We start from the raw sequence: 26,369 nt of genomic DNA, 5'->3' as shown, positions 1-26,369 counted from the left end.
GAAGTAGAATAAATCTCCTTTAGTCGATTTATTTCCAATTCAACAAGCTATAATTATCAGGATTATCAGTGTTGTCGAAGTCAAAGCTTCACCGTATATACTAACCTTAATTCTCTCTTTTATTCTTTCTGATTTTTAAGGCCTTAATTTAACCTTTTTATTAAAATGCTAACTTAAGCCGTATATAATTTATTGCTGGCTTCCTGTCTACTTGCGAAAGTCCTCGCGGACTTTCTTTGTCCGTAATTATTTACTAAATTAGTGGCTTAAAACACGCAACAAACCATATACAACAACGTTTGGCAATAATTAAAAAAATGAAAAAAGTCACATTAGCATTAATAATATCATTAGCATTCTTTTCATGTAAAACAAAAGAAAAAACAGAAAATACAACTGAGATTATTGTTATTGGAGCTCAGCATAAACCCGTGCCTAATTTCAATTCAGAAATTCTTTTTACGATTTTAGAAAATGTAAAACCCGATTTTATATTACATGAACAAGACTCTTCAGCTTTTAATGAAGCTTTTAAATTTATAAAAACACCCACTGAAAATGAAGGAATGGCTTCTTCTAAATACATTAAGAAGTACCCTGAGACAGAATTAAGACCATACGAATTTGAAAATAGAAATCAATATAGAATCGATAACGGAATGCGACCAACTGATGGGTTAACATTAAGATTAGTTGACAGTTTATATAAAGCTGACCTCTTAACTGCATCAGAAGTTAAAATTTTTAAAACTTACCAAGAAGCTTTAGAACCATTAATATCAATCGCCTCAAAAAGTCCAGAAGCTTGGAATAACGTTAGAGCTGATAGTTTATGTAAATATCGTCAATTCTATCAATATAAAATGATTCCAAAAATCACGAATAATAGAGATGAATTCGCCAATAAATTTTTAATAAAGCCAAATGGAGAAAAAATAAGTTATAGAGATGGATATCAACTTTGGGCTGATTTTTGGGATTTACGAAATCAAACTATGGCAAAAAACATAATGAAAATTGCTGAACAAAATGTAGGTAAAAAATTTGTTGTACTATGTGGTTTTATGCATAGATATTATATTTTAAAAGAATTAAAAAGACTAAGTAAAGGGAAAAATATTACCTTAAAAGAATTTTACGAAAAATAAAAACTATTGCTAACACAGTATATAATTTATTGCTGGCTTCTTGCCTACTTGCGAAAGTCCTCGCGGACTTTCTTTGTCCGTAAATATTTACTAAATTAGTTGCTTGAAACATGCAACAAACCATATACAACAACGTTGGCAAACATTTAAAACGAACCGCTAATGGGATTAGATTCAGTAGAATTATTGATATCAGTTGAGGACAAATTTGGAATTCGAATTGAGGATTCTGAAGCGGAAAAAATATATACCGTTCAAAATTTTGTAGATTCTGTTTACAGCAAAATCATTACAAATCTGAATGACAAATGTCTGACACAAATCGTGTTTTACCGAATCAGAAAAGCAGTTCGGAATTTAAAACTGACCGATAAAGAAATTAAACCCGATACAAAAATAACGGAATTACTCTCTCAAACAGAATTGAAAGAAAATTGGTACTTATTGAAAACAGAAATCGGACTTGAATTACCTGAATTAGTTGCACTTGATTTCAATCCAAAATTAGGTTCTCACGTCAAAATATTTGGAATTAAAACCATAAAACGAACAACACCAGTTTCAAGCGGAACAATACGTGAATTAATTGATTGGATAATCGCTTTGAATCAGGAAAAATTGATTGATATAAAAAAAATCACAAACAAATACGAGGTTGAACGAATTATAATCGGAATAATAAACAGAAATTTAGGAATTCCAATTAGTGAAATAAAATTAGAACACTCAATTACGAACGATTTAGGAATTGATTAAATAATAAATAACAATTTGCCAACACTGTGTATAAAAAAATGCTTATTTTTAGCTTAAACGTAACTCTCTATAACACAACAAAGTTGTACGTAATTAATCACACTCATAATAAAATATAGCTTGGGAATAGTTTGTGAACTTTATAGATTGTCTGATAAAAAGATTGAAAAACTTATGACAATGAATAAAGACGATTTTGAAGAATTTCTTGATAATGAATTTGACAGCATAAATGAGAAAACTTATGAAGAAGATGAAACTATTTTTCCAATGAGTAAAGGGTGGGACATAACTAAATATTTATTACAAAAATTAGATTTTACTAATGAAAAAATACTTTTAGAATTGAATAAAACATTTATAAAATTTGAAAAAACTGTAAGAATATATAATGTAATTAAAAATATAGACATTAATGATTTAATGAGTATTTATAATAGAGAAGAAATGATTGAAAATGATGTGTATAGGTCAGAAATGATTAAGAATAAAGATTTTATAAATCATCATCTAAAAGCCTTTCAGAAAGGATTTAAAAAAGCGTCTGATTTAAAAGATGGAATCGTAATTTATTATTATTAAAAAATAAGTATAACACTGTATAAAATTTATTGCTAGTTCCTGCTTGTTTACGAAAGTCCTCTCGGACTTTCTATCTGTGTTTTATTTGCTAACTTTAGTGCTTAAAACAGACTACTAATTTTATACAACTACGTAGGTAAGCTGTCAAAAGAAATAAAACTAAAATTTAAACTAAGTGCTAGATTTATTTTTTGCAACATTCTTGAACTGAAAGGGAGAGGATTGTTATTAATTTAGAAAAAGTGGGTATAGCCAATAGTTGCCATTCATTGCGGAACGCACTCAAAATCTGAAAACTCATTAATGAGATATTTAAAAATAACCTTTGTTAGAATTGTATTAAGTTTTTTTGCTTCTAATATTGCAACTGAACTGATAATTGCCAATACAAATCGTGAATCCGTTTCAATAATCTTTACTATTATTTTTATGGGACTTTTCTATTACGGACTAACTCTTTATGTAAATAATAGAAGATAACATTGAAAATTATTAATCAAACTGAATTTTAGCAAGTTTGCGGAATCTGAATCTGAATTTAAAACAAAGAAAAGGCAAAAGCTATATTGAACAAATATGAAACAAGCAATTATTATAATTTTTCTATTATCATCAATCACGTCTTTTAGTCAAAAAAAAGAACTGCAAGATATTGTTGGAAATTGGATATGCACTAAAGCGGAATTCAATGCGGAATCATCAGACTCTCGGATTGAGAAATATCTAACACTATTCAAGGATTCTGAATTTAGTTTTGATAACAATGAAATATTTACGCTCAAAAAAACTAATGCTGATAATGTGTCACAAATTATAATTGATAGTTATTGGAAATTAAACAAGGAAAATCAGATAATTATTGATTATAAAAATCCATCTTCGATTTTAAAAATTGTAATTGAAACTAGAGAGGAAGAAATTTATTTTTTATTATTTGACCAAACTATGTCGTTAAAGATGGAAAGAGTAAATTAACTGACCACAACGATATTTTGAAAAAAAACAACGAAATGGCAACAACGTGTATAATTAATTGCTTGGTCACTGCCGACTTACGAACATTCCTGCGGAATATTCTATCTGTGATTTATTTGCTAAATTAGTTGCTTAAACACGCAACTAACCATACACAACAACGTTACCCACGATATAAAAAAACCGAACAATGACACTGACTTTATTTGTTTTTTTAGTTATTGCTCTGAGAGTTTTTTATGCTTTAAAAAAAGGGAATAAAACTAAAAAAGATGTTGAACAATATAATTACGACAAAAAAACAACAATGCTTTTTTGGGAAGATAATTATTTAACAGTTGAACTTGTTCCAAAAGAAAATATGGAATTTATTCTTGCCGATAATAAACGGATTAAAAAACACGGAGAAGAGCATTTTAGCGGAAAAGGATTCACTGAAATTACAGAAATTGAAGAAATCCCATTTAAAACTGAAAAAATGAGAATTTCAATTGAGAAAATCACTAAATTATTTGAATCTATTGGATTATCTAAATATGAAAAACTTCTTTATTGTGGTGGAGGAAAACCTACAGAAATCGAAAATCCGAAAACCATTGCATATGGAGAATTTGAAAGTGCAATATTTCTTGAACCTTCAAATGGAGAATTAAAACATATTTGGATTGACTCTAACAATTGGGAGAATTTACCAACAACAAAAATCGAAAACGGGTTAAAAGCAATTGGAAAAGAGTTTGACCTAATTTTAGTTGATTGGATTTCTAATAAAGTAATTGACTTAAAAAATGAAATTGAAATTGAAAAATATATAAAAACAGAATAAAATACTGTGGGCAACACCGTGTATAAAAAATTACTATAATTAGCTAAACTAAAACTTGTTGCTTCTTTGCAAAACAACGTAGGTAAGCTGTCAAAAGAAATAAAACTAAAATTTAAACTAAGCGCTAGATTTATCTTTTGTAAAATTCTTGAACTGAAAGGGGATAGGATTGTTATTAATTTAGAAAAAGTGAGTATAACCAGTAGTTGTGCTTAATTATGAAAAAGACAAATTACATATTAATATTAGCATTTCTAATTCTAGTTTCTTGTAATAAAAGGAAAAAAGAGATTGCTATAGATAATGTTGAATTAATTGAATTGACTGATGCTGATCAAAATGAAAGAAAGAACTCTGAATTAGATCCTAAGTTGATTTATGTAAAGGATAGTTTAAGAAGAGAAAAAGTAAAAGTTTTAGAAAGTAAAAAAAAACTCAAAACCTCGAACGACTTTTACAATGCTGCATTGATTTTTCAGCATGGAAGAGATTCAACTGACTATTTAAAAGCACTTAATTTCATAAAAAAGTCTATCGAATTGGATTCGACCAGAAACAAATGGTTGTTTGCTGCAATTACAGATAGGTATTTATTAAGTATTGGCAAACCTCAAATTTACGGAACACAATATCAGAAACATGGAATTGATAAACCTTGGAGATTAGGGGAAATTGACACAACAAAAGTCTCTGATGACGAACGTATTGAATTTGGCGTTGAAACTTTAGAACAGCAACGAGAGAAAGTAAAAAGATTGAATAAAGAAGGAATTAACTAAGCCCAACACCGTACAAAATTAATTGCTTGTTTTTAGCTTACTTACGAAAATCCTTGCGGATTTTCTTTGTCAGTAATTATTTAGTAAATTTAGTGCTTAAACCACGCAACTAACCTTGTACAAACACGTTAGGTGTAATTTGAGAAAAATCAGAACAGAATTTGATAAATGAGCAAAATTGACAAAATTGGAATAGTATTAATGATTCTTGGATTTTTTATTCCATTTTTTGTTCTTTTTGGGTTTATAGTTGGATTTCCGATTTATATTATTGGTGCGATTATAATTCTGTTTGGAAAACTAAAAATTAAACAGAAATTACTTTGGATTTTAATTCCTTTAATTCTGTTTTATTCTGGTTATAATCTAGCATCTTCAATCTCATTATACTATTCTGACAAGCAAAAAGTAGATTTAATTTTACCATCTGATTTTAGTGGAAAAGTTATAATCATAGATAATATTGATTTCGGACAAAACTTTGAAAAAGTACATAGACGTGAACAAATTGTATTTAACAAAAATGGAATTGCTTTTTATCCTACAAAATTGGAATTGGACAAGTCTAATTATCGAGTGTATTTAAAAGATAAAAATGGAGAATTAACGCAAATAAATTGGTTCTATAAAAGTTCAGATAAAATTACTATTAGTAGTTATGGAGAAAGTAGTTTTGAAATTAAAACAGATTCTACTAAAAAGTATATTCCTTATAATTTTCTAACAATTAGAAATGATTCCATTAAACATACTGAATCAAAAGAAAAATGCGAACTGATTGAATTAATTAAAAAAGGAGAATTAAAAACTGTGTACAACACTGTATAAAATTTATTGCTACTTTATTTTTCCTTCGGAAAAACACGTAGGCACAAAGTTGTCTAATATTTTGCTTACTTTTAGCATAACTAAAACGCAACAAATCTTATACGAGAAACGTAGGTAAGCTGTCAAAAGAAATAAAACTAAAATTTAAACTAAGCGCTAGATTTATCTTTTGTAAAATTCTTGAACTGAAAGGAGAGAGGATTGTTATTAATTTAGAAAAAGTGGGTATAGCCAGTAGTTGGTAAAAATTAACATATGAAAAGAAAAATTATAATCATAATAATATTATTATCCTATTCATTATTTTCTCAAAAAAAAGCTGGAATTTTAGTTGGAATTAACAACTCTTCATCTTCAGATGAAATATTAGGAAAATTTAATTTTACAAATGAAATAAGTTATCATTTTGGAGCATTTTATGAATTTAGTATAAACTCGAATATTACATTTAGACCTAAATTATTATTTTCTCAACAAGGAAATCGTACCACAAAAGATTTTGAACATAGTTATCATAAAATGGATTATTTAAATATTCCTCTAAACTTAAAATTCTTTCAAAACACATATATTATTGCTGGACCCCAAATTGGATTTCTCTTAAAATATGAAGACAATACATTTAATTATACTGAGCCACATTCTTTTGACATAGGAATAAATTTAGGTATAGGAAAGAAAATTAAGGACTTTCTCTTGGAATTAAACTTTTATCAAGGTATAAAACCATCTGTAAATAGAAAGCGTAGTGGATATAATATTGTTAAAGGATATAATACATTGATTCAACTTAGTTTTGGATATTATTTATTTTAAAAAACTTTTACCAACACCATATATAATTTATTGCTGGCTTTTTGCTTACTTACGAAAATCCTTGCGGATTTTCTTTGTCTGTAATTATTTACTAAATTAGTTGCTTGAAACACGCAACAAACCATCTACAAACACGTTGTGCATGATTATGACGAAAACCCGTAAAATTATAATAAGCCTCGTTTCAATTTTTATAATTGGAATTATTTACTGGAATTATAGAGTTGAAATTAATTACTATTTTCTGAAAAAACACGTAATATTTTGGTCTGAAAATGTGGAAATAAAACCTTCTGACTTTAAAGAAAAAGCAGATATGAATTCTGAATTAAACGAATCTTGGTTCCACGGATTTTATTTAAAATCTACAAACTTGAAAGATGCAGAAGTAAGAGCTTTGTTTGACCAAAATAAATCTTGGATAAAAGACACTACAAATTTTAAGGAATTAATGAAAATCCAAAAATTAAGATTTGACTTGTATGAAAGTTTTGCTCGAAAATTTAATCGTGAAATCAACAAAATTAAATATCAAGAGAATAAATCATATTCAGATTTAGAAAAAATTGGAGATAAAATTTATGCTGAATTATTGAAAATTGACGATAGTATGTATGATAGAAATATGTCAAGACAGGAAAGAATTAATTATTGGAGACCAAAAATAAATGAAATGTTGGAAGTAAATAAATAACTATGCACAACAACATATATAATTTATTGCTAGCAAAAAGCTTACTTACGAAAATCCTCTCGGATTTTCTTTGTCAGTAATTATTTACCAAATTAGGTACTTAAACCACGCAACAAACCATCTACAAACACGTTGGCATTAACAAGAAAAAAAACTAAGAAAGTGATATATAACAAAGGACATTTCTATCTGATTTGGGTAATTTTTGGAATGATTTGTATATTTTCTATTAACCAATTTATTGAATTGTTTGGAGAATTATTAATCGTTGGAGGAATAACAATAAATATACGACCTAAACTCTTAGAGTATTTAAAACCGATAGTTTATGTTTCCTGTTCTATTTTTTTAATAATTGCTTCAATAAGAATATTGAAACAAAAATCGACAGAAAAATATTTACCAGACTACAAAAAATTAAGAAAATATATTCTTATAATTCTAGGTTTAGGGATAATATCAAAAGTATCACAGTATTTTTTAATGCAATATAGAATTGAAATATTTAGTGAATACTTAAACAATAATAATATTGAATATGGTGACATATATCAATCGTTATTTATATACCCTTCAGTGTTTTGGTATTTTATGTTTTTGTATTTGACAGTGTTGTTTTTTATATTGACCAAAAAGACGGAAAAAATAACTAATGCTAACAATGGCTATAATTAATATGGGGTTTGATGTTTAATCCAAGGTTTAGTGTGTTTTACAAAGTCCGCAAAATTTACAATTTTTTGCGTATCTCTTTTTAAAAGAGAAATTATAAATTTCGCTAAGTGCTAAACCGAAAAGTATATGTATTTTAATTCCTTACTATTCTTACACAAATCGTTACCAAACATATAAAGCAAACTATGAAAAATTTGACATTTGTAATTTTATATATTCTTCTTTCAGGAGTACAAACCATATTTGGACAGAATGAAACAAATATTATAGTAGGAAGTAAGTTTGTTATTAAATCTAATATTTTAGATGAAGAAAGAACCTGTTTAATAAGTTTTCCTGATTCATACAATAAATCATCTGAAGTTGATAAAAAATATCCAGTTATCATATTATTAGATGGATATACTCATTTTAAAACAGCATCTGGAATAGTACATTTTATGAGTTCTAATAATAATCGAAACAATTTAATGCCTGAAAGTATTATTATAGCCATAGAGAATGTTGACAGAGAACGAGATTTTACAGTTACAAAAATTAAGACCAAACGACCGAATAATATGGGAGGTGGAAGGAATTTTTTGAATTTCATTGAGAAAGAACTAGTCCCTTATATTGATAAAAAGTATAAGACAGAACCGTTTAGAACTCTTATTGGGCACTCTTTAGGAGGCCTACTTACACTAAATTCCTATATGGATAAAAATAGCGTATTCAATGCTTACATTTCAATAGACCCAAGTATTTGGTGGAATGAGGAGATGATGAAAAACAAAGTTGATTCTATTTCCTCAATATCATTAGATAAAAAACTTTATATAGCTACTGCCAATCAAGGAGAGGCTAATTACGAAAGAAATAAAGAAAGACACGACTCTTTCTATACTTTAATAATAAAGAAATCGGATAAACCTCTAAATATCGAAATAGAATATTTTGAAAAAGAAAACCATCGCTCTGTACCATTGGTAGCTTTATACGAAGGGTTAAAATATATTAATCAATAGGAATGATTTCGAAGCTAGTAATATCAACAAATACGTTTGGTAACACCATGTATAATTAATTGCTTGGTTTCAGATAATTTACGAATGTCTTCGCGGACTTTTTATCTGTGTTTTATTTACATTTTAGAGCTTAATTCACGCAACAAACCATCTATAAACACGTTTGCTGCAATGTAACAAAAACACGAACTTTTCGTCTTCAATTAACAAACCAATCAGAAAGTTCAAATGCAAAAAAAATTAACAGAACGAAAAGAAGCTTGGAATACAATCTTTATTTTCCTCGCTATTGTTACAATTATAAGTTCTCTATTTCATTATGCAATAGTTAATTTATATCCTTCACGAATATATATTGGAGGTTTAATGTGGTGTCCAGCGATAGCAACAATAATTACATTAAAAATAAAAAAAAGGTCTATTTCTTCTCTAAATTGGAATTGGGGAAATTGGAAATATATTCGATTATCTTATTTTATTCCTGCTTTATATGGCTTAGTAACTTATCTGTTAATCTGGATTTTTGGGTTTGGAAGTTTAGCTAATAAGGAAGTGATTTCTGACTGGGTTAAAGAACTTGGATTGGTTGGAATTGGTACTTTAAATACAACATCTTCAGTAATTATAGCTGTATTATTAATAGGTACTATTGAAGTTGTAAGAGCATCTGCAACGACTTTAGGAGAAGAAATTGGATGGAGAGGTTTCTTTATTTATGAGTTAAAAAAGGTTCTTTCCTTTACTGGAGTTTCAGTCTTTAGTGGAATAATATGGGCATCTTGGCATTGGCCATTAATTGTATATTATGGACAAAATGTAATTTTAGAATTAGCGACATTTTATGTTGTTATTGTGTCAATGTCATTTATTATGACATATTATACATTCAAATCTAAAAGCCTGTGGCCAGCAGTAATTTTTCATGCAGTAAGCAATGTGTATATTCAAAAAATATTACCTGAATTAACAATTAAAAATGAAGAAACGGAACATTGGCTGGGAGAAAACGGAATTATGTTTGCAATTGTGACCTGTATTTTTGGGATTTACTTTTGGAGAAAAGCTATTAATGAAAAATTATAAATAAAAAAGATAGCTCCTAAGAATGTATAAAAAACATAAGGCGGTTTAGGCTTTGCTATAGGTCTGTGCATATTTACAAAGTAGCCAAAAATAAAATTTGGTATTTTCAACAAAAAAGATAAAATCAAAATATTATATTTGGCTTAGTAACAAACAGAAACGTATCGCTTATAATTTGTATTAAGTTTCTTAAACTAAACGTTAGCAAAAATTTAATACCTGAATTTTCCTGAAATAGATTGACAAAAAATGAAGTAATTAATTATAGTCATTTATAAAAACTGAAAAATGAACCTAAAAAGATTACACTATTTCTCTGGAATTACGATTTCATTATTTGTTGGCTTACACTTGTTTAATCATATTTACAGCCTTTATGGAGTAAATGCACATGTTAAACTAATGAACGATTTAAGAGTTGTTTATAGAAATATAATTGTAGAAACTATATTACTAGTCGCAGTTGGAATTCAAATTATTTCAGGAATAAGATTATTCTTTAAAAAAAGGAAGAAGGAATCTAACTTTTTCGAAAGGTTACAAATTTGGACTGGTCTTTATCTTTCTGTTTTTCTGATAATACATTTAGGTGCGGTTTTATCTGGCAGATTGATTTTAAAATTAGATACTAACATTTATTTCGGAGTTGCAGGACTAAATACATTTCCTTTAAATTTATTTTTTATTCCATATTATGGACTTGCTATTATTTCGTTTTTTGGACATATATCTGCAGTTCATTCGAAAAAAATGAAAAGTAAAATATTTGGAATTGACACAGTCAAACAATCATATGGAATTTTGATTATTGGGATAATTTTGACTTTGGTTATACTTTTTGGACTCACAAATGGATTCAATGGAATAGAAATACCAAAAGAGTACAACATAATGATTGGAAAATAAAAAACGAACTTAAGCCATAAATAATTTATCGCTAGTTTTAGCCTAATACTAAACTTCTCTAAGACTTTCTAACTGTAATTTATTTGCTAACTTTAGTGCTTAAAATACGTTACCTACAAACGAAAAAGTACATCCAACTAAAATGAAAGAAACACAATTATTAATTGAAGCTATTGAAACTAATAATCTGTGGGAGAAAGAAATAGAAATAAGTAGAAATGAGTATTTAAAAGTAAAAGGAAGTATTGATACTAACCTCTATTTTATCATAAACGGAAGTTTAAGAATCTATTTAATTGGAGAGTATGAAGAACGTACTATTCGATTTGGTTACCAAAATAATTTTATAGTTTCTCTTGACAGTTTTATATCTGAAAAACCATCTGATTTTTACATTCAAGCAATAAAAAAAACGAATTTAAAAGTCATTACAAAAAAAAGATTTAAAGATTTAATTAATTCTAATCCTGAATTTCAAAATGTTTGGACTAAAATATTGGAACAATTAATTTTACAACAATTAGAAAGAGAAAAAGATATTTTAACTTCGTCACCAATTGAAAGGTATAAACGAGTATTTAAAAGAAGCCCTCAACTATTTCAAGAAATTCCTAACAAATATATTGCTGACTATTTAAGAATGACACCAGAAACTTTATCTAGGATTAAAAAATCTTGATTACAATCAATGTTTATGGTTTAAAAAGACTTGACTTTTGTAGGAAAATATAATTATGAAGTTTAAAACAATAGAATTGATAGCAGAGTTAATTGAAAAAACAAGAATTAACATCAATAAGGTTGAGAAATTTAGAGAACTATCTGAAAAAGAATTAAACTATAGAGAAAATTCTGAGAACTGGAGTGTTTTGGAATGTATTGAACATCTAAATCTATATGGAGATTTTTATAATCCTGAAATAAGAAAAAATATTGAAACAAGCCATTCAAAACCAAGTGAAACGTTTAAAAGCGGAATAATTGGAAACTACTTTGTCAAAACAATGCTTCCAAAAAAGAAATTGAATAAAATGAAGACATTTAAAGATAAAAATCCTTTAGGTAGCAGTTTAAATAAAAGTGTTATTGATAGATTTATTCGTCAACAAAAAGAATTTCTTGAATTAATTGAAAAATCTAAAAATATAAACTTTGCCAAAACGAAAACAGCAATTAGTATATCAAAACTTATAAAATTAAAATTAGGAGACACTTTTAGGTTTATTATTGCTCATAATGAAAGACATGTAGTACAAGCCGAAAATGTAATAAGAAAAGCCAGTAAGTAACAATATATAAAATAACAGTGGTTTTTGTGCTAAATTCGAAGTAAGTATATTTGTATAAAGTGTAATAAAACTCTAATTCTGATACTATTCTTAGACGATAAACAAAATGGAAAATCTAATTAATTATATACAATCTAGAGTTAATTTAACTCAAAATGATATTGATTTAATCAAAAAACATTGTGTTTCTGAAGAAATACCAGCTCAAACTAATCTTTTAGAAGCAGGAAAAGTGGAGCGATATATTTATTTCTTAGATACTGGAATTGTAAAAGGATATCAAAATATTGATGGAAAGATTATTGTACAGCATCTTGTAACAGAACAAGATTTTTTTACTTCTTTAGATAGTTTTATGACAGAAACACCTTCATTAGATTATTATGAAACGATCACAGCGTCTAGAATTCTAAAAATATCCAAACCTGATTTTGATATTTTACAAAAGGAAACAAAATTTTGGGCAATATTTGTAAAAGAAGTAACCAATGAACATTTAAATTGTAAATTAGAACGTGTTAAAGACTTTCAAATTTTATCAGCTAAAGAACGTTATCAAAAGTTTTTGAATCAGTATCCAAATTTAGCTTTGAATGTATCTATTGATAATATCGCTTCTTTTTTAGGAATGGAACCTCAATCTTTAAGTCGAATTAGAAAACAAATCGCTTTCTAACAAATGTTATTTCTAACTTTTTAAAATCTATCGAAATTTGCTCAAACAAATATTTAATAATTATGAGCAAAGAAATTTCATTAGTAACAGGAGGAACAGGACATTTAGGAAACAACTTAGTTCGATTATTACTTTCCAACAATCAAAACGTAAGAACTACTGTAAGAAACTTAAAAAACACAAAACCTTTTGAAGGTTTAGATTGCGAAGTTGTACAGGCAGATCTTATGGATAGAGAATCACTTAAAAAAGCATTTGAAGGCATTACAAACTTATATGCAGTGGCTGCAAACTTTAGTATGTGGGCAAAAAATCCGAAAGAGGAAATTTATGACAACAATATGCAAGGAACTCAAAATGTGTTTGATATGGCAAAAGAATGTGGTGTAAAAAACATTGTTTATGTAAGTTCTGTTGCTTCTTTAGATTTTACAAAATTACCTGCAAATGTTGATAATGGTTATAATAAAGATCGAAGAAATTGGTATTATAATTCTAAAAACGATTCAGATAAATTAGCTTTAGAATTGGGTGAAAAATATGGTATTAGAACTGTTTTAATTTTGCCTTCTGCTATGATTGGAAGTGAGGCTCATAAATTAAGTTACAGTAATAATTTAGTATATCAAGCTTTAAATGGAGAAATTCCTGTAGATACAAACATGACTTTAAATTGGGTTGATGTAAAAGATGTTGCTTTTGGTGCTTATCAAGCAATGCAAAAAGGTAGAAATGGAGAACGTTATATTTTATCTAACGAAGAACATACTACAGTACAAGAAACAGTAAAAATAGCATCAGAATTATACCCTGAACTAAAACTAAAAACACCTAAAAAAGCACCAAAATATCTATTGTACTCTGTTGCTGGATTAATGGAGTTTAGTAGTAAAATTACAGGGAAAGAACCTTTATTAATGAGACATTATGTAGATATGTTTTATGGCTTAAAACAAGATTATGATATTAGTAAATCTAGAAAAGAATTAGGTTACAACCCAAAATCTTCAAGAAAAGCTTTGGAAGATGCTTTAGCGTATCTAAAAAACGATTGGAAAAAAGAAAACGAGATATAAAATTGTGCATAATTAATTTCTTTGTTCTTTTTACATACTAAAACTCTTACGTAATTTTCTAGGATTTGTAAATGTTTACTAACTTAGTTGCCAAATAAAGCAATTAAAGAGAAAAAATGTTCATAATAAATCTGACTTATAAAACTGAATTGGATAAAGTTGACGAACACATAAACGACCATATTGAATTTCTGAATGCCCAATATGAATTGGGCAACTTTCTCGTTTCTGGACGGAAAATTCCAAGAACTGGAGGTATAATATTATCCAAAGTTAAAAACAAATTGGAATTGGAAAAAATTATAGATAAAGACCCCTTTAAAATAAATAATTTAGCTGATTATGAGTTGACTGAATTTATTCCGAGTAAAACTTGTAATGAACTAAATTTTTTAATGGAGTAGAATATAGACGATAAACGTGATCGTAAATTATAATCAAAATTTAAATGAAACGAATTCTTTTTTTACTTATTATTATAATAAGCTGTACAAACTCTGAAACTGAAACTGAAATATTTCCTATTTCAATTGAATTTACAGAAATTGGAAAAGGAACTTTAACTGGAAGCGGATTTGAAAATATAATTAAAACTAAAACGATTATAAAAAACAACGAAGATTGGAACAATTTAGTTGCTAAAATGAATACAATAGAAAATGTTAGTAATGAATTTAATACTGACGAAATTAATTTTGATACTCACTACATAGTTGCAATAATATTAGAACTTAAAGGAACTGGGTGGACAGTAGAAATTAATGAAATGATAGAAAATTCTGAAAATATAATTGTTAATACTGAAGAAGTTGACTTTTCAACTTTAGCTTATAGTCAGCCCTTTCATATTGTTTTAATTCCCAAAACGGAAAAGGAAATAATTTTTGAATAAAAAACTTACTACAATAATCTGTAAATATTGTATTGGTTTGTATTCTATTAACTAACGAATAGCACTTAAATTTTTAATATTTCAGACATTCTTTTTATAGGTCTAAAATTGATTTTATTAAATTGTTATTTAATATTTCATTAATAATTTTTGAAGATTGCTTTGGTGTTTGTGCAGGATGACTTTGAAATACTTTCTTATTTAATTCATCTACAGTATTCGTAAATTTTAAAGCTTTCTTTTTTGATAACCCACTTATTTTAGAAGTATACCTGGTATTAAATTTCAAGTTATCAGGGTTTACTTTTCCTTCGCTTATATAACCTCTTGTTTTTTTAGAACATCTACATGGATTATTAGTGTTAACCAATCCACATTTTTTATTCATCCAATTATACAACTCTTTACGAGTTCGCATTAACTTTATTCTAAAATTACCTGGTGTAATTCCTAAAATTTCTGCTCCAAGATTATGATCTATATCAAACATTTCGCCTAATATATATATGATACGTTGTTCTTTAGATAAACAAAGTAACATGCCTGTGGTGCAATTAATTCTTATTTCTTCAATTGTATCTTTAAATTCTTTTTCTTCTTGATCATTTAAATCAATAGTAGGAATAGCGTCTATAGAATTAAAATAAGTTTCAAAATTTACTGTTTTTATTTTTGATTTTTTCTTTTTGTTATTTAAAAAATGGTTTACTGTAATACGATATAGCCATGTTCTGAATTTACTCTTACCTTCAAATTTAGATAATGCTGTAATTATTTTTATAAAAACTTCTTGTGTTAAGTCTTCTGCATCTTCTACATTACCAACCATTTTTAATGCTAAATTGTACACAAAAAGTTGGTGACGAATAATTAAAGTTTGTAGAGCCTTTTTGTTTCCATCAATTGATAATTGCACCAGTTTTGTATCCTCTAAATCTGTATAGTTATTTGAAAAAAAATCAGTCATAGTTTTTAAATTTAAAAGCCTTGTTTTATAAGTCATAAAACAAGGCTTTTAATTACAATTATATTGCGTTGATACCACCTTGTACTGCAATCTCTTCACCTATAATATATGAAGAATCGTCTGAAGCTAAAAACAATACTGCTTTTGCTACTTCTTTAGGATTTCCAAAACGTTTTAATGCAGTTTGTGCTGTAATAGATTCAGCAGCTCTAGTAAGTACATCATCTGGCAAACCTATTTTACCCCAAAAAGGTGTACCAATAGGACCTGGACTTACTGCATTAACACGTATACCTCTATCTGCAAGTTCAGCAGAGGCAACACGTACTAAAGATCTTAAAGCAGCTTTACTTGCACTTAATAAACTACTGCCACCAAAACCAACTTCGTTTAAATATGAAGTCGTTATCACAACAGAAGCATTGTCATTTAAATTTTTAATTCCTTTTTGTAATGTAAAATAAGCTCCTTTAAAGTTTACATCCATCATATCATCAAAAAAGGCTTCGTCTGTATCTGCTACTGATGCTAATTTTCCTTTACCAACATTGATAAATAAAGTATCAACCCCTCCAAATTTAGATTTAGTTTCAGAAAATAAACGCTCTAAATCAGAATGATTAGTAACATCACCTTTTACAGCATAACTATTAGAACCTAATTGTTTTACAGCTGCATCTAAAGCTTCTTGACCTCTACTAAAAATTACCACTTTCGCTCCGTTATTAATAAATTCTTGAGCTGTGGCTAAACCAATACCACTAGCACCACCTGTTATAACAGCTACTTTACCTTCTAATTTTCTCATTGTTTTTGTTTTTTTAATAAATTAAACTTCCTAATTATTGTTTTATCTATAACTTGGACAATGAAAAAAATGATGTGTTACAAAACTAGATGAAAATAAAAAACGCATTACAACTACATATTAAAATAATATATATGTTTAGCTAAGTTATAATTAGAAATTATGGTACTTAGATCTGCCTTATATATTTTAAATTATGAACTTTATTTTTCTTTTTGAACTGTTTTACCTGTGGATTTCTTTTATATTTAGGGTAAAATTAAAATTTAGTGAAATAGATTGAAAATGAAATTAGTTCTAGATAGTTTTTTTGATAAATTCTTGAACTGGAAGAGTAGAGGATAGTTATTAATTTAGATAGTTAACTATAAACACTAGTTGGTAATAATAAAACAAACTAATATAATTATGTTCGGAATAATAAACTTTGAAGCTTTTTTAATAGCTGGATTGATAATGAATTTAACACCAGGAGCTGATACAATGTATATTCTTGGAAGAAGTATTGCTCAAGGAAAAAAGGCTGGAATTTTATCTGCTTTGGGAATATCAACTGGAGCAATTTTTCATATCATTTTTGCAACTTTAGGATTATCAATCATACTTGCTAAATCTGCAACAGCTTTTGAAATAGTGAAATATTTGGGAGCAGCTTATTTGATATTTCTAGGACTCAAAACAATATTTAAAAAAGCAGATGAAAAATTTGAATTGACTAATGAAAGTGAAGTTGTGAATTATAGAAAAATCTACTTATCTGGGATTCTAACTAATATTCTAAATCCGAAAGTAGCATTGTTTTTTCTAGCATTTTTACCACAATTTATTGCCCCAAATTATGTAGAAAGTTCACTTCCATTTTTAATCCTTGGAGTTACATTTTTACTTACAGGAACAATTTGGTGTTTAATTTTAGCAATATTTGCCTCAAAACTATCTGAACAGATTAGAAAAAATTATAAAATAAAAATGTGGTTAGACAAAATAACTGGCGGAATCTTTGTAGCTCTTGGAATAAAATTAGCATTAATGAAAAAATAATTTTTGACAAAAACAAATATAATATAGTACTGGTTTGCTAATATTTTCCATTCGGATTTTTTTGTTAAATGGGTTATTCTAATCGTAAAAAATATTTTTTTAAACTTAGGATTTAGTAGAAATAATAAAATAAATATAGAATGATTTACAGAATATCTTTTTTGATAGGATTAATTTTCTTTCTCATAGGTCAAATAATTTTGTCTAAAGGCAATGATTATGTGTATGCACAAGAACCTATTGATTTTGCACATTGGTTTTTGTTAGTGGGTGTGGTTTTATTAATTCCTCAAGTTGTTTCTTTTCCTAAAAAAATATTTAGTCTGTTTGGTATTCCTTTAACGTTAATTGGTATTGTTTGTATTATAGGTATGTGTGTTTTAGATTTTATTTGGTGGAGTTTTCCTAATAATGAAATGCGTAACGATTTTACAAAGCATATATCTCAAGTACCATCTATTTGGAAAACATTTATGACAATTGGGCCTAGTTCTAAAATATTTAACCTTGGTTTATTAATTTTAAGCTTAAATTATTTAAAAAAAGAAAAAATAGGGATTGTTTTTATTTTAATCGCCAATCTTATTTTATGGCATATAATACCAATATCTTTTAGATTGATTTTCGGTTATGTTTTAACCTTAATTGGTTTTAGCATAATTTTACTTAGAAGTAGTAAAAAAACAAGCTAAAAGAAATGTAAAATAAACACATTCTTAAACAAAAAGTAGAGATGATAAAAGCAGTTTTTTTTGATATGAATGAAACCTTATTGAACCTAAGTTTACTAAAAACACAGTTCGACAAACATTTTAATGACAAATATGTTTTAAAATATTGGTTTACAAAATTACTTTACAGTTCTAGTATTATGGGAGTAATGGGAGAATATAGAAATTTTAGTGTATTAGCTGATGCAGCTTTAGAAAACCTTTTCTTTGAGAATAATAAAATTTTAAATGCAAAAACAAAAGCAGAGATATTAGGAGAATTTAAAAAATTACCTGCTTATAAAGATGTTTTACCTGCTATAAATATTCTTAGAGAGAATAATATTCGAGTTATTGCAGTTTCAAATTCATCTTTAGAAATGATGAAAGAACAATTAACAAATTCTGGAATTATTGACAAATTTGACTCCTTTTACTCTGTAGATAGCGTTAAAAAATACAAACCATTTAAAGATATTTACCAATCTTCTGCAGAACAAGAAGGTTTAAAAACAGAAAATATTATGATGATTGCTACTCACGACTGGGATTTATTTGGAGCAAAAAAGGCAGGGCTTAACACTGCATATATAAAAAGAAAAGAAGAAATTTATAACCCTTATTACTTACAAGCAGATTTTAAAGACACAAATTTAAAAGATTTAATTCAACAAATAATTGAATCTAAAAATATGTAATTACATTAAAATACTAAATACCCTCTATACTTAATTGGTTTAAGCTTACTTCCTAAAATTTTGATATGTTTATAATCTGTGTTTTATTTGTTAATTTAGTAACTTAATAAGACTATAAAACGTACATAAATCAGATGTCTTTATTATTAATAATAAGGTGAATTAATTTATTTAGTACCTAAAAATTGAAAAGAAAAATAATATATTGAATAAAAAAAATGAATATGGAATTAAAAGAATGTCTTGAGTTTTGTAAAATTTGTAAAAATAGACACGTAGATTTTAAAACAGGGCTAGTTTGCTCTTTAACAAATAACAAACCTGAATTTGAAAATAATTGTATTAACTTTTTAAAGGATGAAAAAGAGGCAGAAAGAGTACTAAAACTAAAACTTGATGCTGCAGGAAATTCAAGATCACAAAACGGATCATTAAACCCTAAGAAGAATATAAACTATGGAGTTTTTCTTACTGTAGCAGGGATTTTAGTATTATTATTCATTTCTTTACTTTTTGGAGCTATACTTACCTTTGGAGGTATTTCATTTTTTATAAGAGGTAAGCAACAAGAAAAAGTACTTGCAGAAAATAATAAATTGAATGAAAAGATAAATGAAAACGTTACCTAACACTAGTTGGTATTTATTAAAGCAAAACTTTTAAAATAAAACTTATGAGTATTTTAACAAACATTAAAACTGAAATTGAAAAATATGCGAATGACTCTAATTTGACTGAATTACAGGTAGTAGAAAAACTCGAAAAACATTACTTTAATAAAAAAGTAAATGAGAATTTAAAACTGTATAAAAAAGGAAAGAAAAAAGTAAGTGAAATAACCAAAGATTTAAAAATATCACCACGAAAATTTTATACTATTTTAGAACAAAAGAAAATAGCACACAAAAAATATAATAAAGAGTAATTAAAACATAACTTTAGATTTTTAGCTTATTCCTAGTATTTCAATACTAAAAAAACTATGATAAAAATATTCAGAAAAATAAGACAGAATATGTTGTCAGAAAAATAAATTTAGCAAATATCTTCTTTATGCTTTAGGCGAAATAATTTTGGTAACTATTGGAGTTCTCTTGGCTATTCAAGCAAATAACTACAATGAAAAACAAAAGATAGATAAAAATATAAAGAATATTTATACTAGAATTGATACAGATATTAAAAACAATATAAAAACAGCAAATGAGTTAATTTCTGAATATAAGGATATTGAATACCTATATAGAAAAGTTTTAAATGATTCTGCAACAGCAAAAGATATAGGCCAAGGATTAGAAAATTTGGCTACAGGATTTATTTTTTATGAATTTGATAAGACAGGTATTCAACAATTAAAAAACCTCAATTTAGAAGATAGTAGTGCTATAAATATAATACGTATTTATGATAGAGCAAGCCTTAACATTAAAGCATCTACACAAATTGTGGAAACTAATGTAAGTAGAAATTTATTATTCTGGAGCGATAATTATCCTTGGTTTAAAGAATACGTTAAATATAAAATTAACAATGAAGCTGTTGATTATTTTGTAAACAGCAAAGATTATAAAAATAAAGTGGCTTATTTCTATTTATGTATTTATCAAAGTTATCTGCCAGAATTAGAAAAATTTACTAGTGAATTAAAAGTTTGGCAACATAATAATAAAAATAATCTTAACTAAATTCTGATCTTTTTTAAAAAAGATAATATTTTAAGTTAATAGATTATTAGTTGTTTTATAATTTGTAATGCATTAAAAAACACTTCCATTTACCATCTATAAAATAACCTTATTGATATAGTAAATCATTTAAAACATCTATTCTTTATACCATAAAAAAGGATTTGTTTTATATTTATACTATGGATTAAAATTTTGTCTATTTAAGTAGAGTTTACAGTTGAAATCAGTAAAATTTATATCGAGAATAAAATTAGATGAACTGATGAATTCTCATTAAAACATAAGACATCATTTTAATAAAGCATTAGAATAAAACATTATGATTAAAAATAAAAACATCACATTAGTCTCGCACATATTGGTTTGGTTTGTGCTTTTTAGTATGCCTTATTTGTTGTCTTATGGGCAAGAACAAGAATTAGATAGAGTAATTATTCATTTCTGGATTCCATTAGTATTTTCGGCAATCTTATTTTATCTCAATTATTTTTTATTTATTGATAAATATCTATTCACAAAAAAAACGCTTTGGTTTGTGTTAATTAACATCATATTTATCAGTAGCTTTATTTATTTAAAAGAAAGTATAGAAGATACCTTTTTTCAGGAGTTAACCAAAAGGAGACCTTCTAATAGTAATGGTAATTCAGCACCACCTTTTAAAATGTTTATTTACATTCAAATGGTTTCTTATATGGCACCTTTGTTATTTTCTATTGCAGTTAAAACTACCAAACGTTGGGTAAAAACAGAAGCAGAACGTAAGGAGGCTATTAATTTTAAATTGCAATCAGAGTTACAACATTTGCATTATCAGTTACAACCGCATTTCTTTTTTAATTCTTTGAATAATATTTATGCAATGGTAGATCTTTCTCCAGAACAAGCTAAAAAATCGATTCATAGTTTAAGTAAATTAATGAGATATATGCTGTATGAAACTAATGAGGAAACCATTTCATTAACCAAAGAAATAGATTTTATGAAAAAGTATATTGAGTTAATGAAATTGCGAGTATCTGATAAAACTACTATCGATTACAATTTTCCAACAACAGAAACAGGTATTAAAATAGCACCTTTATTATTTATTTCTTTAATAGAAAATGCTTTTAAACATGGTGTTGCTGCGAGTAAACCTAGCAACATAAATATGAATATGACTTGTACTAGTAATACTGTTTTATTTACAATAGAAAATACTAACTTCCCTAAAAAATCGGGTGATAAAAGTGGTTCTGGTATAGGTCTTCAAAATTTAGAAAAACGTTTGCAATTGTTATATCCTGATAAATATATTTTTCAGACAGAAGTAATTTCTAATCGTTTTGTAGTAAATTTAGAAATTGAAACTATTTAAAGAATGAGTAATCTAAAAATATCTTGTGTTGTTGTAGATGATGAACCTATGGCTTTGAATCTAGTTGAAAGTTATGTTGAAAAAACACCTTTTTTATTACTTAAAAAGAAGTGTAGTAGTGCTATAGAGGCCTTACAATTTATTAAACAAGAACCTGTAGATTTATTGTTTTTAGACATACAAATGCCAGATTTAACTGGTATTGAATTTTCTAAAATGTTACCCAAAGAAACAAGAGTAATTTTTACAACAGCTTTTGATCAATATGCTTTAGAGGGTTTTAAAGTAGAGGCTTTAGATTATTTGTTAAAGCCTTTTGATTACGCTGAATTTTTAGCGGCTGCCAACAAAGCTAATACTTGGTTTGAGTTGATAAAAGGTAAAAAGCAACCTGTTATATCCGAAGAAAAAGAATTTCTTTTTGTAAAATCAGAATACAAGCAACTGCGTATTAAATTAGCTGATGTTTTATATTTTGAAGGCTTAAAAGATTACATAAAAATTTGGTTAAAAGACAACCCAAAATCAATATTAACATTAATGAGTTTAAAGACTTTAGAACAAGAGTTGCCAAGCTCTCAATTTATGCGTGTACATCGTTCTTTTATTGTTTCTTTAAAAAATATTGAGGTAATTGAACGTAGTCAAATTATTATAAATAAACAACGAATTACGGTTTCTGAACAATACAAACCTAAGTTCTTAGAGTTTATTAAAAAAAATTCTTTTTAAAAGCTAATCAGATAAAGTTGGTGAATTGTTAATTAATAAATATTCATAATTTTTTATTAATACTTTGTTTTTTACTTGTTATAATATTTAGCAATTAAATTAATTTTAAAATTTAAGTACACTTACTTTAAATAGAATCAACACAAGATTCACATTTACCTTGAATTAATAATTGAGTAACTTTAATTTGTCTATTTGGTATTTTAGGCAAGGTAACAGTAGTAGGTATACAATCTACTTTACCACAGTCTAAGCATTGAAAATGTGGGTGTAAATCTTTATGTTCAGTAGTAGAACACCCATTACATTTTGCATACCATTTAATACCTTCTTTCCCTAAAAAGGAATGCAGAACACCATCGTCTTCCAACTTATCTAAAACCCTGTAAATCGTAGTTTTATTAAACTGACTGCTTAATTGATTTATTAATTGCTTGGCAGAAATAGCTGAACTACTGTTTTTAAACTCGTTCATTAATACTTTTACCGATTTTGTTTTTCTGATGATTCCCATAAAACAAATATACTGCAACTTAGTTGTGTTAACAAATATTATTATTAGATTTGCAACTCAGTTGTATTAATAAGTTTTAAATGATATACTCAAATCAAAAAGCAGATAGTGTTGGTGCTATATCCAGTACACTTTGTCTAATTCATTGCGTGGCAACACCTTTTATTTTCTTTGCACAAAGTAGTTTATTCGATTGTTGCAATGAAGCTCCTGTTTGGTGGAAGTTCATCGACTATTTTTTCTTAGTAATTTCTTTTATAGCTGTATTTAGATCTACAAAAACTACTACTAAAAATTGGATTAAACCTGCACTATGGCTAAGTTGGTCAATACTTTTTGTAATTATTATAAACGAAAAATTAAGTATGTTTCCTTTAAGTGAAAGTTTTATCTATTTACCTACAATATCATTAATAGCATTACACTTATACAATAGAAAATATTGCCAATGTAACACAGATAAATGTTGTACTAATGAAAAATAAAGAACAAATTATTATAGAAGGAGATGCACATTTTTCAACAAGTATAAAAACACCTTTGCGTGCAGATGCTTTTGATAAATCTGATGATGAAAAAATTAAAAACATTCAGCATCATTTTAAAATGATTATGGAAGAAATAGGTTTAGATTTAACTGATGACAGTTTATCTGGTACTCCATATCGTTTTGCTAAAATGTATGTTAAAGAGTTGTTTTATGGGTTAAACCCTGCCAATAAACCTAAACTTTCGGTTTTTGAAAATAAATACAATTATAAAAAAATGCTTGTAGAACAGAATATAACTATAGATTCTTCTTGCGAGCATCATTTTTTACCAATTGTTGGTCACGCTAATATCGCATACATTCCAAAAGATAAAGTAATTGGCTTGTCTAAAATTAATCGTTTGGTAGATTATTACGCTCATCGTCCACAAGTACAAGAACGTTTATCCTTACAAATTTTAAAAGATCTACAAGAAGTCTTAAACACTAAAGATGTTATTGTAATGATTACTGCAAAACACCTTTGTGTGTCATCTAGAGGTATAAAAGATAAAGATAGTTTTACAACAACTATAGAATATGATGGTTGTTTTGCTGATACAGAAAAAAGAAATGAATTCTTAAAAATAATAAGCAATCAAAAAGGATAAATCAACATCAATATAAATTTTAAGTACAAATTAAAATGGATTATAATAGAAGACAGTTTATTTCATTTATGGGTAAAGCGAGTATAGCATCGTTAGTATTACCTCAATTTTTAATGAGTTGTGGTAATACTGCAACACCTACAAAAGATTTTAACAAAATTTCTAAAGAAAGATTACAAGCACTTAAAGACTTTGTTTTAAAAGGAATTCCTGCTTCTGATAAAGATGATTTAGTGTTGGCAAATGGATTAAATTATCACACCATTATCAAATGGGGAGATACCATAAGCGATACAGATACCTTCGGATTTAATAATGATTACACATGTTTTATTCCTTTTAATAATGATGATCCTAAAGACGGATTATTGTGGGTAAATCATGAATATATCAACCCGTTTTTTGTTTCTGATTTTAATTATCAACAAGAAAAAACCAAAGCCCAAGTAGATAAAGAAATGTACAATGTTGGTGGAAGCATTGTAAGAATTAAAGAAAAAAACGGAGTTTGGCAAGTAGTTCAAAACGACCCTCATAACAGAAGAATCACTGCACAAACAGATATTGCCTTAAATTGGGATGCACCAATTAAAGGAAAAACCAGTGTAAAAGGAACATTGGCAAATTGTTCTGGAGGAATTACTCCGTGGAAAACCTTTATTACTTGTGAAGAAAACTATGATGGTTTTCTAGGCGAAACAGAATATGATAAAAACAATGTAGAAAGCCATAGAAATAGTGGTTATGGTTGGGAAAAATTTTACAATTATCCTCCTGAGCATTATGGTTGGGTAGTAGAAATCAATCCAAAAGATGGTAAAGCTCAAAAACATATTGCATTAGGTAGATTTGCACATGAATGTTGTACGCTATACGAACTAAAGGATAAAAGAGTAGTAGCTTATACTGGTGATGATCATAATGATGAACATTTGTACAAGTTTATATCTTCAAAACCAAGTTCTTTAAAAGAAGGTACTTTATATGTTGCAGATACCATTAACGGAAAATGGTTGGCTTTAGATTGGGAAAATCAGCCAGTATTAAAAGCAAAATTTAAAAATCAAACTGAAGTTTTAATAAGAGCAAGAGAAGCAGCTAAGTTAATAGGAGCAACACCTTTAAACAGACCAGAAGATATAGAGATTGATCCAATTACAGGGCATATTTTTATCACTTTAACCAACAACAAACCAAAAGGAGATCTCCATGGTTCTATTCTAAAAATAGAAGAAACTAATGATAATTTTGATGCATTAACCTTTAAAGTTTCTACATACATTGCAGGTGGAGAAGAGAATGGTTTTTCTTGTCCTGATAACTTAGCTTTTGATATGGCAGGTAATCTTTGGATTACCACAGACATTTCTGGGAGCTCTATGAATAGACCAGACAAACCCTATTTGTCATTTAAAAACAATAGCTTATTTGTAATACCGAGATTGGGTAAAGATGCAGGTAAAGTAATACGTGTAGTATCTGCTCCTAAAGATGCAGAACTAACAGGTCCTTGGTTTTCACCAGATGGTAAAACACTGTTTTTAAGTGTACAACATCCAGGTGAAGAAACAAAAGATTTAAGTAAACCAACCAGTACTTGGCCTTTTGATGCCGATAACATTCCAAAACCTGCTGTAGTAGCAATTACTGGAGATCTCATCGAAAAAATGAATAGGTTAAATCTTATAGAAGTTTAATATTTA

At 27.3% G+C, this 26,369-nt stretch carries 34 protein-coding genes; 31 read left to right on the top strand and 3 right to left on the bottom strand.

The annotated features are described in order from the left end of the window. The first annotated feature begins 317 nt into the window (after window positions 1-317). The 20 genes from ACJJVK_RS14280 (at window position 318) to ACJJVK_RS14185 (ending at window position 15,008) form a co-directional block, all read left to right on the top strand. Entirely contained in the window at window positions 318-1,148 is an 831-nt protein-coding gene (locus ACJJVK_RS14280; RefSeq protein ID WP_405567094.1) for a hypothetical protein, read from the top strand. Window positions 1,149-1,310: 162 nt separating this feature from the next. Then, complete coding sequence (locus ACJJVK_RS14275) at window positions 1,311-1,904, top strand: phosphopantetheine-binding protein (RefSeq protein WP_405567091.1); 594 nt, start codon at window positions 1,311-1,313, stop codon at window positions 1,902-1,904. A 120-nt stretch (window positions 1,905-2,024) separates the two neighbouring features. Beyond that, window positions 2,025-2,486, top strand: a complete 462-nt coding sequence (locus ACJJVK_RS14270; protein WP_405567088.1) for a DUF1877 family protein — start codon at window positions 2,025-2,027, stop codon at window positions 2,484-2,486. A 303-nt stretch (window positions 2,487-2,789) separates the two neighbouring features. Then, a complete protein-coding gene (locus tag ACJJVK_RS14265; protein ID WP_405567085.1) occupies window positions 2,790-2,966 on the top strand; it encodes a hypothetical protein in 177 nt (58 codons plus the stop codon). A gap of 96 nt (window positions 2,967-3,062) precedes the next feature. After that, complete coding sequence (locus ACJJVK_RS14260; RefSeq protein WP_405567082.1) at window positions 3,063-3,461, top strand: hypothetical protein; 399 nt, start codon at window positions 3,063-3,065, stop codon at window positions 3,459-3,461. Between the two features lie 190 nt (window positions 3,462-3,651). Beyond that, window positions 3,652-4,287, top strand: a complete 636-nt coding sequence (locus ACJJVK_RS14255) for a hypothetical protein (RefSeq protein ID WP_405567079.1) — start codon at window positions 3,652-3,654, stop codon at window positions 4,285-4,287. Window positions 4,288-4,505: 218 nt separating this feature from the next. Beyond that, window positions 4,506-5,066, top strand: a complete 561-nt coding sequence (locus tag ACJJVK_RS14250) for a DUF6624 domain-containing protein (RefSeq protein ID WP_405567076.1) — start codon at window positions 4,506-4,508, stop codon at window positions 5,064-5,066. Window positions 5,067-5,234: 168 nt separating this feature from the next. After that, complete coding sequence (locus ACJJVK_RS14245; RefSeq protein WP_405567073.1) at window positions 5,235-5,894, top strand: hypothetical protein; 660 nt, start codon at window positions 5,235-5,237, stop codon at window positions 5,892-5,894. 255 nt (window positions 5,895-6,149) lie between these two features. Further along, complete coding sequence (locus ACJJVK_RS14240) at window positions 6,150-6,710, top strand: outer membrane beta-barrel protein (RefSeq protein WP_405567070.1); 561 nt, start codon at window positions 6,150-6,152, stop codon at window positions 6,708-6,710. 148 nt (window positions 6,711-6,858) lie between these two features. Further along, window positions 6,859-7,404 (top strand): hypothetical protein, encoded by a 546-nt coding sequence (locus tag ACJJVK_RS14235; RefSeq protein WP_405567067.1) that lies wholly within the window; start codon window positions 6,859-6,861, stop codon window positions 7,402-7,404. Window positions 7,405-7,536: 132 nt separating this feature from the next. Then, the gene (locus tag ACJJVK_RS14230; protein ID WP_405567064.1) at window positions 7,537-8,079 is read left to right on the top strand and encodes a hypothetical protein; all 543 of its coding nucleotides are present in this window, start codon (window positions 7,537-7,539) and stop codon (window positions 8,077-8,079) included. Between the two features lie 185 nt (window positions 8,080-8,264). Beyond that, complete coding sequence (locus ACJJVK_RS14225) at window positions 8,265-9,086, top strand: alpha/beta hydrolase (protein ID WP_405567062.1); 822 nt, start codon at window positions 8,265-8,267, stop codon at window positions 9,084-9,086. A gap of 228 nt (window positions 9,087-9,314) precedes the next feature. Further along, a complete protein-coding gene (locus tag ACJJVK_RS14220) occupies window positions 9,315-10,169 on the top strand; it encodes a CPBP family intramembrane glutamic endopeptidase (RefSeq protein ID WP_405567060.1) in 855 nt (284 codons plus the stop codon). A 288-nt stretch (window positions 10,170-10,457) separates the two neighbouring features. Next, window positions 10,458-11,075 (top strand): hypothetical protein, encoded by a 618-nt coding sequence (locus ACJJVK_RS14215; protein WP_405567057.1) that lies wholly within the window; start codon window positions 10,458-10,460, stop codon window positions 11,073-11,075. Window positions 11,076-11,217: 142 nt separating this feature from the next. Next, on the top strand, window positions 11,218-11,754 hold the full coding sequence (locus tag ACJJVK_RS14210) for a Crp/Fnr family transcriptional regulator (RefSeq protein ID WP_405567054.1): 537 nt from the start codon (window positions 11,218-11,220) through the stop codon (window positions 11,752-11,754). A gap of 55 nt (window positions 11,755-11,809) precedes the next feature. Further along, a complete protein-coding gene (locus ACJJVK_RS14205) occupies window positions 11,810-12,364 on the top strand; it encodes a DinB family protein (RefSeq protein ID WP_405567052.1) in 555 nt (184 codons plus the stop codon). Window positions 12,365-12,470: 106 nt separating this feature from the next. Next, window positions 12,471-13,040: a Crp/Fnr family transcriptional regulator gene (locus tag ACJJVK_RS14200; protein WP_405567049.1), complete on the top strand. Its 570-nt coding sequence runs from the start codon at window positions 12,471-12,473 to the stop codon at window positions 13,038-13,040. A 62-nt stretch (window positions 13,041-13,102) separates the two neighbouring features. Further along, the gene (locus ACJJVK_RS14195; protein WP_405567046.1) at window positions 13,103-14,116 is read left to right on the top strand and encodes an NAD-dependent epimerase/dehydratase family protein; all 1,014 of its coding nucleotides are present in this window, start codon (window positions 13,103-13,105) and stop codon (window positions 14,114-14,116) included. 116 nt (window positions 14,117-14,232) lie between these two features. Further along, entirely contained in the window at window positions 14,233-14,520 is a 288-nt protein-coding gene (locus ACJJVK_RS14190; protein WP_405567043.1) for a YciI family protein, read from the top strand. 44 nt (window positions 14,521-14,564) lie between these two features. Further along, complete coding sequence (locus tag ACJJVK_RS14185; protein WP_405567041.1) at window positions 14,565-15,008, top strand: hypothetical protein; 444 nt, start codon at window positions 14,565-14,567, stop codon at window positions 15,006-15,008. A 94-nt stretch (window positions 15,009-15,102) separates the two neighbouring features. On the opposite strand, the gene ACJJVK_RS14180 is transcribed toward ACJJVK_RS14185, so the two are convergent. Further along, the gene (locus ACJJVK_RS14180) at window positions 15,103-15,975 is read right to left on the bottom strand and encodes an RNA polymerase sigma factor (RefSeq protein ID WP_405567038.1); all 873 of its coding nucleotides are present in this window, start codon (window positions 15,973-15,975) and stop codon (window positions 15,103-15,105) included. Window positions 15,976-16,033: 58 nt separating this feature from the next. Next, window positions 16,034-16,783: an SDR family oxidoreductase gene (locus ACJJVK_RS14175; RefSeq protein WP_405567035.1), complete on the bottom strand. Its 750-nt coding sequence runs from the start codon at window positions 16,781-16,783 to the stop codon at window positions 16,034-16,036. A gap of 408 nt (window positions 16,784-17,191) precedes the next feature. Between ACJJVK_RS14175 and ACJJVK_RS14170 the strand changes: the two genes are divergently transcribed. The 8 genes from ACJJVK_RS14170 to ACJJVK_RS14135 all read left to right on the top strand — a co-directional run bounded on the left by ACJJVK_RS14170 (window position 17,192) and on the right by ACJJVK_RS14135 (window position 23,012). Then, entirely contained in the window at window positions 17,192-17,824 is a 633-nt protein-coding gene (locus ACJJVK_RS14170; protein ID WP_405567033.1) for a LysE family translocator, read from the top strand. 140 nt (window positions 17,825-17,964) lie between these two features. Further along, entirely contained in the window at window positions 17,965-18,516 is a 552-nt protein-coding gene (locus tag ACJJVK_RS14165) for a hypothetical protein (RefSeq protein WP_405567031.1), read from the top strand. A 41-nt stretch (window positions 18,517-18,557) separates the two neighbouring features. Then, window positions 18,558-19,232, top strand: coding sequence for a haloacid dehalogenase type II (locus ACJJVK_RS14160; protein WP_405567028.1), 675 nt, complete (start codon window positions 18,558-18,560; stop codon window positions 19,230-19,232). 224 nt (window positions 19,233-19,456) lie between these two features. Beyond that, window positions 19,457-19,861, top strand: a complete 405-nt coding sequence (locus ACJJVK_RS14155) for a hypothetical protein (protein WP_405567025.1) — start codon at window positions 19,457-19,459, stop codon at window positions 19,859-19,861. A gap of 44 nt (window positions 19,862-19,905) precedes the next feature. Continuing rightward, entirely contained in the window at window positions 19,906-20,157 is a 252-nt protein-coding gene (locus ACJJVK_RS14150; protein ID WP_405567022.1) for a hypothetical protein, read from the top strand. Between the two features lie 169 nt (window positions 20,158-20,326). Then, on the top strand, window positions 20,327-20,917 hold the full coding sequence (locus ACJJVK_RS14145) for a hypothetical protein (RefSeq protein ID WP_405567019.1): 591 nt from the start codon (window positions 20,327-20,329) through the stop codon (window positions 20,915-20,917). Between the two features lie 322 nt (window positions 20,918-21,239). Next, the gene (locus ACJJVK_RS14140) at window positions 21,240-22,280 is read left to right on the top strand and encodes a sensor histidine kinase (protein ID WP_405567017.1); all 1,041 of its coding nucleotides are present in this window, start codon (window positions 21,240-21,242) and stop codon (window positions 22,278-22,280) included. Between the two features lie 3 nt (window positions 22,281-22,283). Further along, a complete protein-coding gene (locus ACJJVK_RS14135; protein WP_405567014.1) occupies window positions 22,284-23,012 on the top strand; it encodes a LytR/AlgR family response regulator transcription factor in 729 nt (242 codons plus the stop codon). Window positions 23,013-23,139: 127 nt separating this feature from the next. Here ACJJVK_RS14135 and ACJJVK_RS14130 read toward each other — a convergent pair whose 3' ends face one another. Further along, the gene (locus ACJJVK_RS14130) at window positions 23,140-23,544 is read right to left on the bottom strand and encodes a Fur family transcriptional regulator (protein ID WP_405567011.1); all 405 of its coding nucleotides are present in this window, start codon (window positions 23,542-23,544) and stop codon (window positions 23,140-23,142) included. Between the two features lie 62 nt (window positions 23,545-23,606). On the opposite strand from ACJJVK_RS14130, the gene ACJJVK_RS14125 reads away from it, so the two are divergent. The 3 genes from ACJJVK_RS14125 to ACJJVK_RS14115 are packed head-to-tail and all read left to right on the top strand — an operon-like array spanning window position 23,607 to window position 26,363. Then, entirely contained in the window at window positions 23,607-24,011 is a 405-nt protein-coding gene (locus tag ACJJVK_RS14125) for a MerC domain-containing protein (protein WP_405567009.1), read from the top strand. After that, entirely contained in the window at window positions 24,001-24,666 is a 666-nt protein-coding gene (gene folE / locus ACJJVK_RS14120; RefSeq protein WP_405567006.1) for a GTP cyclohydrolase I FolE, read from the top strand. Before ACJJVK_RS14125 ends, folE begins: the two co-directional genes overlap by 11 nt. 35 nt (window positions 24,667-24,701) lie before the next feature. Beyond that, a complete protein-coding gene (locus ACJJVK_RS14115) occupies window positions 24,702-26,363 on the top strand; it encodes a PhoX family protein (protein WP_405567005.1) in 1,662 nt (553 codons plus the stop codon). The last annotated feature ends 6 nt before the right edge of the window (window positions 26,364-26,369 follow it).

The organism is Polaribacter sp. Asnod6-C07 (assembly GCF_045063625.1).
Lineage (GTDB): Bacteria > Bacteroidota > Bacteroidia > Flavobacteriales > Flavobacteriaceae > Polaribacter > Polaribacter vadi_A.
This window is presented reverse-complemented; position numbering and strand designations above follow the sequence as displayed.

What these genes read in the sequence shown, in the direction of transcription:
- ACJJVK_RS14185 (WP_405567041.1), top strand. Translation starts at nt 14,565, where the DNA reads ATGAAACGAATTCTTTTTTTACTTATTATTATAATAAGCTGTACAAAC.
- ACJJVK_RS14190 (WP_405567043.1), top strand. Translation starts at nt 14,233, where the DNA reads ATGTTCATAATAAATCTGACTTATAAAACTGAATTGGATAAAGTTGAC.
- ACJJVK_RS14170 (WP_405567033.1), top strand. Translation starts at nt 17,192, where the DNA reads ATGTTCGGAATAATAAACTTTGAAGCTTTTTTAATAGCTGGATTGATA.
- ACJJVK_RS14280 (WP_405567094.1), top strand. Translation starts at nt 318, where the DNA reads ATGAAAAAAGTCACATTAGCATTAATAATATCATTAGCATTCTTTTCA.
- ACJJVK_RS14160 (WP_405567028.1), top strand. Translation starts at nt 18,558, where the DNA reads ATGATAAAAGCAGTTTTTTTTGATATGAATGAAACCTTATTGAACCTA.
- ACJJVK_RS14175 (WP_405567035.1), bottom strand. Translation starts at nt 16,783, where the DNA reads ATGAGAAAATTAGAAGGTAAAGTAGCTGTTATAACAGGTGGTGCTAGT.
- ACJJVK_RS14195 (WP_405567046.1), top strand. Translation starts at nt 13,103, where the DNA reads ATGAGCAAAGAAATTTCATTAGTAACAGGAGGAACAGGACATTTAGGA.
- ACJJVK_RS14200 (WP_405567049.1), top strand. Translation starts at nt 12,471, where the DNA reads ATGGAAAATCTAATTAATTATATACAATCTAGAGTTAATTTAACTCAA.
- ACJJVK_RS14240 (WP_405567070.1), top strand. Translation starts at nt 6,150, where the DNA reads ATGAAAAGAAAAATTATAATCATAATAATATTATTATCCTATTCATTA.
- ACJJVK_RS14245 (WP_405567073.1), top strand. Translation starts at nt 5,235, where the DNA reads ATGAGCAAAATTGACAAAATTGGAATAGTATTAATGATTCTTGGATTT.
- folE (WP_405567006.1), top strand. Translation starts at nt 24,001, where the DNA reads ATGAAAAATAAAGAACAAATTATTATAGAAGGAGATGCACATTTTTCA.
- ACJJVK_RS14165 (WP_405567031.1), top strand. Translation starts at nt 17,965, where the DNA reads ATGATTTACAGAATATCTTTTTTGATAGGATTAATTTTCTTTCTCATA.
- ACJJVK_RS14135 (WP_405567014.1), top strand. Translation starts at nt 22,284, where the DNA reads ATGAGTAATCTAAAAATATCTTGTGTTGTTGTAGATGATGAACCTATG.
- ACJJVK_RS14255 (WP_405567079.1), top strand. Translation starts at nt 3,652, where the DNA reads ATGACACTGACTTTATTTGTTTTTTTAGTTATTGCTCTGAGAGTTTTT.
- ACJJVK_RS14250 (WP_405567076.1), top strand. Translation starts at nt 4,506, where the DNA reads ATGAAAAAGACAAATTACATATTAATATTAGCATTTCTAATTCTAGTT.
- ACJJVK_RS14260 (WP_405567082.1), top strand. Translation starts at nt 3,063, where the DNA reads ATGAAACAAGCAATTATTATAATTTTTCTATTATCATCAATCACGTCT.
- ACJJVK_RS14125 (WP_405567009.1), top strand. Translation starts at nt 23,607, where the DNA reads ATGATATACTCAAATCAAAAAGCAGATAGTGTTGGTGCTATATCCAGT.
- ACJJVK_RS14150 (WP_405567022.1), top strand. Translation starts at nt 19,906, where the DNA reads ATGAGTATTTTAACAAACATTAAAACTGAAATTGAAAAATATGCGAAT.
- ACJJVK_RS14275 (WP_405567091.1), top strand. Translation starts at nt 1,311, where the DNA reads ATGGGATTAGATTCAGTAGAATTATTGATATCAGTTGAGGACAAATTT.
- ACJJVK_RS14210 (WP_405567054.1), top strand. Translation starts at nt 11,218, where the DNA reads ATGAAAGAAACACAATTATTAATTGAAGCTATTGAAACTAATAATCTG.
- ACJJVK_RS14180 (WP_405567038.1), bottom strand. Translation starts at nt 15,975, where the DNA reads ATGACTGATTTTTTTTCAAATAACTATACAGATTTAGAGGATACAAAA.
- ACJJVK_RS14205 (WP_405567052.1), top strand. Translation starts at nt 11,810, where the DNA reads ATGAAGTTTAAAACAATAGAATTGATAGCAGAGTTAATTGAAAAAACA.
- ACJJVK_RS14220 (WP_405567060.1), top strand. Translation starts at nt 9,315, where the DNA reads ATGCAAAAAAAATTAACAGAACGAAAAGAAGCTTGGAATACAATCTTT.
- ACJJVK_RS14140 (WP_405567017.1), top strand. Translation starts at nt 21,240, where the DNA reads ATGATTAAAAATAAAAACATCACATTAGTCTCGCACATATTGGTTTGG.
- ACJJVK_RS14115 (WP_405567005.1), top strand. Translation starts at nt 24,702, where the DNA reads ATGGATTATAATAGAAGACAGTTTATTTCATTTATGGGTAAAGCGAGT.
- ACJJVK_RS14265 (WP_405567085.1), top strand. Translation starts at nt 2,790, where the DNA reads ATGAGATATTTAAAAATAACCTTTGTTAGAATTGTATTAAGTTTTTTT.
- ACJJVK_RS14235 (WP_405567067.1), top strand. Translation starts at nt 6,859, where the DNA reads ATGACGAAAACCCGTAAAATTATAATAAGCCTCGTTTCAATTTTTATA.
- ACJJVK_RS14225 (WP_405567062.1), top strand. Translation starts at nt 8,265, where the DNA reads ATGAAAAATTTGACATTTGTAATTTTATATATTCTTCTTTCAGGAGTA.
- ACJJVK_RS14155 (WP_405567025.1), top strand. Translation starts at nt 19,457, where the DNA reads ATGGAATTAAAAGAATGTCTTGAGTTTTGTAAAATTTGTAAAAATAGA.
- ACJJVK_RS14215 (WP_405567057.1), top strand. Translation starts at nt 10,458, where the DNA reads ATGAACCTAAAAAGATTACACTATTTCTCTGGAATTACGATTTCATTA.